This window comes from Candidatus Obscuribacterales bacterium, from assembly GCA_036703605.1.
Taxonomy (GTDB): Bacteria; Cyanobacteriota; Cyanobacteriia; order RECH01; family RECH01; genus RECH01.
The window spans coordinates 1-11834 of sequence record DATNRH010001200.1 but is presented as its reverse complement, the minus strand read 5'-3'; the positions used below and the strand labels follow the sequence as shown (position 1 = coordinate 11834).

5 protein-coding genes are annotated in these 11834 nt (G+C 55.9%); 3 read left to right on the top strand and 2 right to left on the bottom strand.

The genetic code is table 11. The features are described 5' to 3' along the window. On the top strand, positions 1 to 841 hold an 841-nt coding region (locus V6D20_24945), incomplete at its 5' end, for a hypothetical protein (protein ID HEY9819030.1). 30 nt (positions 842 to 871) lie between these two features. Here V6D20_24945 and V6D20_24940 read toward each other — a convergent pair. Together V6D20_24940 and V6D20_24935 are read right to left on the bottom strand one after the other, a co-directional pair. Then, complete coding sequence (locus V6D20_24940) at positions 872 to 4564, bottom strand: CHAT domain-containing protein (protein ID HEY9819029.1); 3693 nt, start codon at positions 4562 to 4564, stop codon at positions 872 to 874. A 686-nt stretch (positions 4565 to 5250) separates the two neighbouring features. Next, entirely contained in the window at positions 5251 to 9468 is a 4218-nt protein-coding gene (locus V6D20_24935; protein HEY9819028.1) for a CHAT domain-containing protein, read from the bottom strand. A 486-nt stretch (positions 9469 to 9954) separates the two neighbouring features. Here V6D20_24935 and V6D20_24930 point away from each other — a divergent pair, with 486 nt between their 5' ends. Next, complete coding sequence (locus tag V6D20_24930; GenBank protein ID HEY9819027.1) at positions 9955 to 11274, top strand: ATP-binding protein; 1320 nt, start codon at positions 9955 to 9957, stop codon at positions 11272 to 11274. After that, positions 11261 to 11689, top strand: a complete 429-nt coding sequence (locus V6D20_24925) for a tetratricopeptide repeat protein (GenBank protein ID HEY9819026.1) — start codon at positions 11261 to 11263, stop codon at positions 11687 to 11689. The genes V6D20_24930 and V6D20_24925 overlap by 14 nt, the downstream gene beginning before the upstream one ends. The last annotated feature ends 145 nt before the right edge of the window (positions 11690 to 11834 follow it).

Genomic DNA, 11834 nt, shown 5'->3' with positions numbered 1-11834 from the left:
CCAGCTTTTGGCTAACCGAGAGCTAGAGCTAGCCGAACGGGATGCCGCGATCGCTCAACGGGATGCTGCGATCGCCGAACGAGAAACCCGTCTATCAGCCTTAGAGCAGGAACAGGCTGAACTCCAGAGCGATATTACCGTTTTAGAGCGAGAGTTTCTGGGGTTGCGCCAAGGGAATGTGGCTCTCCTACGCAATGAGCCCCTAGCCTCTAGCGGAGTGCGTTTGCAAAATCCTGACCTAGCCACTGAGGCTGTCAACCGTTTGCTCAATGAAGCCAATCGCGTGGCAACCCGTGCCATTCTGCCGGATATCCTCGCCGTTGAGCAAGATCAGGTGATTCAAATTACGGTGGCGCAGGTTGAGCAAATCAAGGAACAAATTCAAGACGGCCGTGAATATATTGTCCGAGTCTTTTCAGCCGGCAATTATGTGGTGGGTGAACCCTGCGTTTTGGCTGGAGAAGCCTGTGTTCAGGTCTATGCTGTCGCCGCCGTCAACCGAGTGATTTTTCAGCAGGGAGACGTGATCGCGTCGGTCTCCGTGAATCCATCGGAGCTCACCAATGCTGAACTGGTTGAACAGTACGAATTATTAATTTCCGCCAGCCGCTTTCAAGGCCGCCAGGCTGGGATCTTGGCCGAAACGATCACGATTGCTGGGGGGCGATCGGAGGCAGCGATCGCTTTCTTTCAGCAACTCCGGCAATACAGCGTTCCCATTGAAATTCGCGCCGTGGCTGCCACCACTATTTCTACACCAGGGCCGCTAGAAATTGATCTGGCTGCGGTTCGGAATGGTCAAGTGCTGTTTAGCACCGCTACCGTTGAGAGTACGCCATAACGATAGGGCGATCATTGCTCCGATCTGGGTCTACCAAGGATTACCCACCATGGTGAAAGCTGCCCAGTAAAAGGGATGGGATAGATTCTCTCCGCTACCGTCGAAGACCAAAGAGGACGGCAAGATCAGGCGATCGCCATTCCGATCGACCAACTGTCCTTCTTCAACCTGCCAGTCGCCCCGGAGCATTGCCTGTTGGGCGGACTGCAACGCATTGGATTTAATAGGAGCCGTGCGCAGTTGAGTGTAAAACTCACGCATAAAGACAAGGGTGGCGCGATCGCTCACATACCAAAGGCTAGCCAACACCGACTTCACCCCAGCCTGCACCGCAGAGCCAGCAAAGCCCAGTTCCGCCGTTTCATCCCCCAAGGCGGTGCGGCAGGCGCTGAGCACCAGCAGTTCCGTTGCCGGACTGTCGAGCCCCAGTTGACGAATATCGCTCAGGCTCAGCCGCTGATCCCACAGTTGAATATAGGAATTGTCCAGGCTGCCCGACTTAAATTCGCCGTGGGTAGCCAGATGAACAATGCCATAGGGGGTTTGCGATCGCTGGAACCGCAGATTATCTAGCGTGAACGCCTCATTTAAGAAGGTTTGTCCTCGCCACAGCTCCTCGGTGATCCCCTGCACCTCCAACGGAACGGCCGGCAAGGGCAGTTGATCGGTGAACTCTGAGGCTCCCATAGCCAACACCGACGTGTCACGAATGTTCACATAGCGAGTATCTGTGAGGCTGAGACTGGGCATCAGACCCAGACTGTACTGCTCCACCAGGAACTGATTGCCATCATGGAGCGCCGCAACGGGGAGCGATCGCAATCCCGCAGTCATGACAAAGGCAAGATTTTCCACCTCCTGCTCCTGCAGATCCGCCAAGATCGGCGTGATCAGCCAGGTGTAAAGCTGTTGGGAAGGCGGCAGGTATTGCTCAGGACGACTCCGGGGATTGGTAATCTCCATGCGCATCGAGTCGGCCATATCTTGCACCTGTTTACGCGTTACGCCAGGCACCGGTACCCGAATGGGATCCCCGGATGGTATGACGAGCAGCAGTTCTAGGATATCGTCAGGACTAGGTTCCGGTATCACCCGCAGCGGCGCATCTATGAAGCGATCTAGATGATCGGCAACATCCCCACTCATGGCTGTTTCTATTGAGTTAAAGTCATGGCGTAGCGTTAGCGTTTGGGGCACAAAGTCCACATAGAGGATGGCAGGCTTGACACCGGCTTCTTCCTCAATGATTTGCAAGGCAATCTGCCCCTCATTCAACGTAGCGACAACGTCACTGTTGCTATCGGGCACCCGCACGTCCGCCACCTCATCAGGGACACGTCTGTCCGACTGATCGCGCTCAAACGATCGGGCATTCCTTCTTAGGATGGGTGCTTCATTCACCCCAGTAATGCGAATGCGTTCATCACCGTTGGCGTCATTAAACGTGCGGATCCTTTCTCCAATCACAGGCACAGGAAATACGCTATTGGCTCTCCCCCCGGTGAGGGTCACGGTGCCAGCCACAATATCAGACGCCGTGCCGTTCAGCCCAGACACATCGCCCACCGTAAAAGGCACATCGTTGATGCCGCCCGAATGGGTAATTTGGATCTGACCACTTTCGTCCACAACCCGCCTGGTGCGGCTGGTCTCAGAGATGGCACCACTTGTATCGATACTAGGCGTACCCTCTTCACTCACCGTCCCCGTAATCAAGACGCGATCGCCCGTGAGGATCACATCCCCCCCTCGGCCAAAAAAGCTCGATGCATCAATATATTCAACCGTGACATTGCCAGCAGGATTGGTCGCACTATCGGAGCTAGACAACGTGCGAATATCTACGCTGGGATCGTTGATGCTGAGAATCGTCACCGACCCAGCCGCATCACCGCTCCCGCTAGACCTGAACGACGTATCGATGCCGCCAGTTCGAATATCTCCCCCAGCAATGATGCGCACATCCCCAGCGTTACTGAAAATACTGCCTGTCTTAATGTCGCTGGTTTGAATGGAGTTCTCGGCCCTTAATTCGATCGTTCCGCTGCCCCCGAAGTCACGAGTCGTATCGAAAGTTCCTGCAATGATGCTCGCTGCAGAAATAGTGATATCACCGCCCAAGGTAGCGATCGTGTCATTGCGGTTCATGCGGAAGGTACCCCCACCGCTGTTGTCTGAATCAGCAATGAAGGTGAGGGAGGTACCCAGAGAACTGCCGCTGAGCCTACGGCCATTCAGCGGCTCAATGCGAATGTTGTTCGTTGCTTCCAGAATCGTATCGGCATTCTGCAGCGCATTTTCTAACGCCGCTTGGGAAATGGTGAAGGTGCTGCCGGGCGCATCACCCGCCAGGATTTGTTGATCCGCTAGTTGATCGTCATCAGGAGCTGGGCCATCTCCGGCTACGATCAGGATGTTTTCTGGATCCAGCAGCAGGGTGCCAGGGGTGCCATGGGGAGTGAGGGTATTCACCTGTCCACGGAACCGTAGGGACTCCCGCCCTGAGATTTCCACCGAGCCACCCCGGCCACCCTCTCCCCCTCGGGCCATGATCCGCCCAGAAAAACTGGTCTCACCGTCTGACCAGATCACCACCTCGCCTCCTTCGGCTTGGGAGGTGAAAGCATTGGCACGAATACTGGTACCGTCATTGACCACCGTCGTTTGGGCATTGGGTATGGGATCATTGCCCTGGTAGCCGCCGCCGATACGCACCTGTCCCGCCGTAGCCCCTGAAACGTTGAGGGTGGCGTCAATCACACCAATGCGATCGCCCAAGATATTAATCTGAGACCCCTGGGACTCGATACTCGCAGTTGCCAACCGTCCCGAAGCGATCGCTGTCCCTGCCTCCGTAGGAATGGAGATCTGAGAGCCGGTGAGCACCACCGTACCGTCTGGATTCACCTGCACGCCGGTGGCATGGCGTAGACCGGGGCGGGTCAGCAGTTCTGGCAAAGAGGGAGCGCTCAGCGGTAGGCTGCCGGACGCCGTCGGAGCCGCTGCTAGGTCAAGACTGAGGAGCATGCCCTCGGATTGAAGGCGCACATACTGCTCGCCCTCCACCGCCGCCAGGGTGATGGTGCCACCCGGGGCGATCAGCGTGCCCGTATTCACCACGGTGCCGCCCAGGAGGGTAATCGATGCGCCTGGATCCACTCGCAGCCGCCCCGCGTTGACGATCGCTCCCGGCTCACTCAATCGGAAGGTGAAGCCATCGGGTTGTCCTAGCAAGGTTTGATACTCACTACTCTCAGTGCTGCTGAAGAAGCGATCGCCGAAGGTGATGCGATCGGCACTCGTAGCAGTGAACGATGCCGGAACGTCTAGACGGGCATTGGCACCCAACAAGATGCCCGCTGGGTTCATCAACACTAGGTCGGCATTGCTGCCTGTCACCCGAATCAAACCGTCAATCAGCGACGGATTACCGCCTACGACTCGACCCAGAATGGTCTGTACCTCGGCATCGGTGCGAAAGTTGGCTAACTGCCCTGGCGACAGCCCAAAGTCTTCAAAGCTATGGAACAGGTTTTCACCATTGCCAGACAAGGTGCCGCCTTGGATCAGGAAGCGATCGCCCCGTTGTTGCACCTCTGTCCCCAGTTCATCCTGACCTGGTGTCACCTGAGCCTGCACGGGCAGCGACACCCATAGCAATCCCATAACCGTGATCACACCTACTTGAGAGAGCGATCGCTCCTGTCCCAGTTTTTGAGCCATGATGAACCACCTTGTGATAGTAGACCGGATATGTGACGACGAGCGACATGATGCGAACTAGGCTACGAACCAGGCCCTTTTGCCTGATGGTCTTGAAGCAAATTGGCAGGTGAGTTCAATGACGGTGGCGCAGGTTGAACAGACGAAGGAATCTGAATAGGAAATAAGCTGAAAGCTTCATGCTCCCAGTGGCTGCAATCTTGATTCTTTCATCCAATCATCTGAGCGATCGCCTTCACCTGACCCAACATTCAGCAAGCAGCTTAAGACAGGTACGACTACATTGTACGGTTGTTTACTGAGGGAATTTACGTAGTGAGAAAACCCGTTATATTGCCTGGAAAAGCTTGCGCTCTAAGTATATACCTGACCGCCGTCAACCGCATCATGTCGTCTTGACTTACCCATTTGGGTACTCAACACTTGGGTGAAATCGTATACATTGCAACAAGTTCAGACGATTTCAGGCGCATCAAACCGTTGTTCTACACCAGATCTTTCAATACCCGCATCACGCTGCCTTAACTTCCACCCCCTTGTCTTCTAGACAAAGGGGTGGAAATATCATGGCGTTTGTAAAAGCCAGGTGATTGAAACCACAGCTATATAGTCTAAGTCGGCGAAGTCCGACCTAAGAACCTTGGTTGTACTAGTGTAGCCAGTCCTACCAGTCCTATACTCTCGTCCTACCAAGGATTACCCACCATGGTGAAAGCTGCCCAGTAAAAGGGATGGGATAGATCGTCTCCACTGCCATCAAAGGCTAATGAGGGCGGCAGAATCAAGCGATCGCCCTCCCTGTCTACCAACTCTCCTTCTTCAACCTGCCAATCCCCTTGGATCATTGCTTGTTGGGCGGCTTGCAACGCATGGGATTTGACGGGAGCCGTGCGCAGTTGAGTATAAAACTCACGCATAAAGACAAGGGTGGCGCGATCGCTCACATACCAAAGGCTAGCCAACACCGACTTCACCCCAGCCTGCACTGCAGAGCCAGCAAAGCCCAGTTCCGCCGTTTCATCCCCCAAGGCGGTGCGGCAGGCGCTGAGCACCAGCAGTTCCGCAGCCGGACTGTCGAGCCCCAGTTGACGAATATCGCTCAGGCTAAGCTGCCGATCCCACAGTTGAATATAGGAATTGGCCAGGTTGCCCGGCTTAAATTCGCCGTGGGTAGCCAGATGAACAATGCCATAGGGGGTTTGCGATCGCTGAAACCGCAGATTTTCCGACGTGAAAGACTCATTCAAGAAGGTTTGCCCTCGCCACAGCTCCTCGGTGATTCCCTGCACCTCTAAGGGCACCCCTGGAAGGGGCAGTTGATCAGTAAACTCCGAGGCTCCCATGGCCAACACCGACGTGTCACGAATATCCACATAGCGAGTATCCGTCAGGCTGAGACTGGGCATCAGACCAATGCTGTACTGCTCCACCAGGAACTGATTGCCATCATGGAGCGCCGCAACGGGGAGCGATCGCAATCCCGCAGTCATGATGAAGACCAGATTTTCCACCTCCTGCTCCTGCAGATCCGCCAAGATTGGCGTGATCAGCCAGGTGTAAAGCTGTTGGGAAGGCGGCAGGTATTGCTCAGGACGACTCAGGCGATTGGTGATCTGTTGGCGCATCGAGTCGGCCATATCTTGCACCTGTTGGCGTGTTACGCCAGGCACCGTCACCCGCACAGGGCTCCCGGATGAGGTTACCAGCAGCAGTTCTAAGATATCGTCAGGACTGGATTCTGGTACCACCCGTAGAGTTGGTTCAATGAAGCGATCTAAATGATCGGCGATGTCCCCGGTGGTACTTGTTTCGAGCGCATTAAAGTCATGGGGTAGCGTTAGCGTTCGGGGCACGAAGTCTACATAGAGGATGGCAGGCTTAATCCCGGTTTCTTCCTCAATGGTTTGCAGCACGATTTGCCCTTCATCGATGGTGGCGATGGGAATTGGGCTTTCACTGGGCAAGGGCGGCTGTGCCTGTTCAGGTGGTTCTGTCCCACAGAACGGTGGACAGATCGCACCCGGTGGCAGCGTGATCTCCGGTGGTTCGGGCGGTTCCGGCGGCTCCGGTGGTTCCGGCGGCTCAGGCGGCTCAGGTGGTTCCGGCGGCTCAGGCGGCTCAGGCGGTTCCGGTGGTTCCGGCGGTTCGGGCGGCTCCGGTGGTTCCGGTGGTTCCTCGACTTGGATGTTAACCGCGATCGCCACGGGGTCAGATTCCGCCAAAATGGGAACGCCCTGATTGAAATCTCCAGCACTCAGGGTAATAGCATCGGCAATCAGCCCCGTTTCACCTGCTGGTGGGGTGTAATCTAGCTCGTCACCGGGGAAAATAATATCACCGGGAGCGAGGAGTACGCCGTTGCGCCGTAGTTCCCCAAGCACTGCCACTAATCGCACAACGGTGTTGTCATTGTTACGATCGCTCACCAGCAGTTGCAAATCTTCATAGGTCAGGCGAATAGGCTGGTCGATATCGGTCTCAATCGGGGTGGCGATCGCCGTTAGCGTAGGCGCTGCATTCACCCCAGTAATGCGAATGCGTTCATCACCACTGATGTTATTAAACGTACGTACATTCTCCCCGGTCACAGGGACAGGAAATACACTATTGGCCGTCCCCTCCGTAAGTGTCACCATGCCGGTCACAATATCAAACGCCGTACCGTTGAGGTTAGACACATCCCCCACGGTAAAGGGCACATTATCGGGGCCACCCGCATGGGTAATGCGTACCTGACCACTACTATCGCCAACGGGCATGGGAAGGACGGGGCCAATGGGGCCAGGTTCAATGGGGCCAGGTTCAGTGGGTTCAGTCGGGGCAAAGATAGTATCGCCCCTGGTATCAATACTGGGCGCACCCCCTTCATTAAACGTCCGTCCTGTAATCAAGACGCGATCGCCCGTGAGGGTGACATCGCCCCCTTGTCCAAAAAAGCTCGATGCATCGATGTATTCAACCGTGACATCCCCAGCAGGATTGGTCGCACTGTTGAGATTGGGCAGGGCGCGAATATCCACGGTGGGATTGTCAGGATCGTTGACGCTGAGAATGGTGACTGACCCAGCCACCTCACCGACCTCACTGATGGGAAAGGTGTCGATTCCACCCACTTGAATATCGCCGCCAGCCATCATGCGTACATCCCCAGAATCGGCAAACTCGCCTGAGGTTGAGATGTTGCCAGCCAAAATGGAGTCTCCGGCCATTAAATCAACTGTTCCGCCCACCCCAAAATCATTATTGGTGTTGAGATTTCCCGCAATGATGCGCGCGGCAGAAATATTAATATCGCCGCCGATGGTGGAAATAGTATCGTTACGACTCATGCGGAAGGTGCCCACACCGCTGTTGTCAGAATCAGCGATGAAGGTGAGGGAGTAACCCAGGGACGTACCGAGCAACTCACCGCCATTGAGGGGTTCGATGCGAATATCATTGGTCGCTTCCAGAATCGTATCGGCATTCTGCAAAGCATTTTCTAGCGCCGCTTGGGAAATGGTGAAGGTGCTGCCGGGCGTATCACCCGCCAGAATTTGTTGATCAGCCAGTTGATCGTCATCAGGAGCTGGGCCGTCTCCAGCTACGATCAGAATATTGTCTGGATCTAGCAGCAGAGTGCCGGGGGTGCCGTTGGGGGTGCGGGTGTTCACCAGGCCACGGAACAGCAAGGACTCCCGTCCTGAGATTTCCACCGAGCCACCCTGCCCACCGTTTCCCCCTCGCGAGAGAATTCGTCCGGCAAAACTGGTGGTACCGTCTGACCAGATCACCACCTCACCCCCTTCGGCTTGGGGCGTTAGGGCATTCGCACGAATACGCGTACCGTCATTAACCACCGTCGTTTGGGCATTGGGTATGGGATCATTGCCCTGGTAGCCACCGCCGATACGCACCTGCCCCGCCGTGGGCCCTGAAGCATTGAGGGTAGCGTCCAGAACGCCAATGCGATCGCCCAAGATATTAATCTGAGACCCCTGGGACTCAGCACTCGCGGTTGTTAAGCGTCCCGAAGCGATCGCTGTCCCTGCCTCCGTAGGAATGGAGATCTGAGAGCCCGTGAGCATCACCGTGCCGTCTGGGTTTACCTGCACACCGGTAGCATGGCGTAGACCGGGGCGGGTCAGCAGTTCTGGCAAAGAGGGAGCGCTCAGCGGTAGGGTGCCGGACGCCGTCGGAGCCGCTGCTAGGTCAAGACTGAGGAGCATGCCCTCGGATTGAAGGCGTACATACTGCTCGCCCTCCACCGCCGCTAGGATGATGGTGCCCCCAGGGGCGATCAGCGTGCCGGTATTTACCACGGTGCCGCCGAGGAGGGTAATTGATGCGCCTGGATCGACCTGCAGCCGCCCCGCGTTGACGATCGCTCCCGGTTCACTCAATCGGAAGGTGAAGCCATCGGGTTGTCCTAGCAAATCGCGATAGTTGCTGCTCTCGCTGCTGCTGAAGAAGCGATCGCCGAAGGTGATGCGATCGGCACTCGTAGCAGTGAACGATGCTGGGACATTGAGCCGAGCATTGGGGCCAAACAAGATGCCCGCTGGGTTCATCAACACTAGGTCGGCATTGCTGCCTGTCACCCGAATCAAACCGTCAATCAGCGACGGATTACCGCCTACGACTCGACCCAGAATGGTCTGCACCTCGGCATCGGTGCGAAAGGTAGCCCATTGTTCTGCAGATAGCCCAAAGGCTTCAAAACTATGGAACAGGTTTTCACCATTGCCAGACAAGGTGCCGCCTTGGATCAGGAAGCGATCGCCCCGTTGTTGCACCTCCGTTCCTAGTTCATCCTGTCCCGGTGTGACTTGAGCCTGCACGGGCAGCGACACCCACAGCAATCCCATAACCGTGATCACACCTACTTGGGAGAGCGATCGCTCCTGTCCCAGTTTTTGAGCCATGATGAACCACCTTGTGACGTTGGAACGGATGAGTAATCTTAGCGAAGGTCGTGCTCAAGTCTATGAACCCTGCTTGGGGTAACCCTAGCATTGGCACAGGAGATATCTCAATTCTCTTGATACGTAGATGGATCTCGATAAACCGTGGTGTAGGGTGCTGTTAGGTATAGCCGTAACGCACCGTTTCATAAGGACTTGATGCATTGCACTACTGCAAACGTATCCTACCAATCCACAGGGCTTGCTACGTATCAAGCAATAAAAAGATGAGGGTACTGATCTTTTTCTATCTTTACAGCCACAAGCTTGAACGTCAGCAGCATCCATGTAAATCTTTAGCCTGGGCGAGCAAGTCCTCCGGTCACACCATCTGCAACACTCTGTCGGCTGCATCCTGTCAGCAGAACGGTTGAACTGAAGCGGAGCAAATGGGCTAAGCTTTTGAGGCACATTGAGCAATCTACTGCCGTTTTTTCTGCCCTAGCTGTGACTGATTCGTCTTCCTGCTCGACTATCCCCATGCTTCAGCATCAAGCTGCAGCGCTGTTGCTTTACCAATCCGTCTTGCAAGACGAGGCTGGTCAAGCATTTCTCCATCTCCTACAGACCCTGAGCCAAGAGCCACCCAACCCCATCACCGTGCTCCAAGCCTATGGACAATGGTTCTCGACTCTTGCCCAACGCGGTCAGAGCTGGCCTGATTACATCCTCACCCAGATAGTGCGATCGCCCAATTCCTTCAGTCTGCTGGCCCAGCGCCAAACTTGGGATACCCTTCCCCCCGCTATCCTCGACGCAGCCCGCTACGACCTACGGCAACTGCAGCACCTCTACCGCTGTACTGGAGAGCAGGTGGCCGCCTGGGTGGGAGCGATCGCTCCCCTCACCCCGCCCGCCTGGACAATCTGCGCCACCGAGGGCGATCGCCAGTCTGCTATTTGGACAACGCTGACAACATTGGAGGACTGGGGTGATGCCCTGCCGGATCTCGCCGCCTACTATCGCCACCACGGCGTAGGCCTGTTTGCCGACTATCACGCCCTGCGCTGGCAGAGCGGCCAGTTTCTCGGCATCGCCTACCCCGATCCGGTGCATCCAGACTCCCTGGTGGGCTATGACGACCAAAAGCAAATTCTGTTGCGTAATACCGAAGCCTTGTTGGCCGGCCTGCCAGCCCTGCATGTGTTGCTCTACGGCAGTCGGGGTTCTGGTAAATCATCCTTGGTGAAGGCGTTGCTGCATCGCTACGCTGACCAAGGGCTACGGCTGATTGAGGTCACCAAGTCCGATTTGGCCAACCTAGTCACCATTGTGGATCGCCTGCGGGATCTGCCCCAATCGTTCATCATTTTTGTAGATGATCTGTCCTTCGAAGAAGAGGAAGATGCCTACAAAGCCCTGAAAGTTGTTCTGGAAGGCAACCTCACCGCCCGTCCCCAAAATGTAGTGGTCTATGCTACGTCGAATCGCCGCCATTTAATCCGCGAATTTTTTGGCGATCGCCCCCGCCCTAGCGATGCCGATGAAATCCATGCCTGGGATACGGTGCAGGAAAAACTTTCCTTTAGCGATCGCTTTGGCCTCACCCTCACCTTTGAGCCAGCGGATCAAACCACCTACCTCGCGATCGTCCGACATTTGGCAGAGCAGGCGGGGCTGAACCTGCCCGATGACATGCTCCAGCAGCGGGCCCTACAATGGGCCACTCGCCACAATGGGCGATCGGGGCGCACTGCCCGCCAATGTGTGGATGCCCTACGCGCCGAAACCCTCAATCCCGGAGTGCATCTTGATGGAACGCATTAATTTTCTCGCCTGGCTGATTACCATCGGCGGTATCGCCCTCTTTGCTGGAATCGTGATGGTGCGCGCCTACGGCCCCGGCCGCCAAACGCCGCCCTTTGCCGACGCGATCGCCCTTGTTGTAGCTGCACGAACGGAACCACCGGAAGCGATCGCCTGTTTCCAGTCAGGCTACGCGGCGTTCCAAGCCCAGCGCTACAGCCAAGCCGTGGATTCGTTCACCCAAGCTCTGCAGCACAGCCCCGAGTTTGCCGAAGCGTTCCACAACCGAGGGCGAGCCTTGGCTAATCTCAAGCAGCAGCCCCAAGCGGTGCGATCGCTCCTCCAAGCCTGTGATGCCTATGCGCTGAATGACAATCCCGATGGACTCGCTCAGGTTAAGCAGGACTTGGGACGCCTCAAGGGTTCCGATGCCTAGCCCGCCAGCACCCATGCCATAAGACTGGTAGCAAAAGCCGTTGGGAGGGACGATTGTTGACTATACTATTGTTACAAATGTTAACATCACGTAATTTTCTATGAACCCAGAGCCGTTTGTGAATCCGCCCCTGTTTACGCTGATC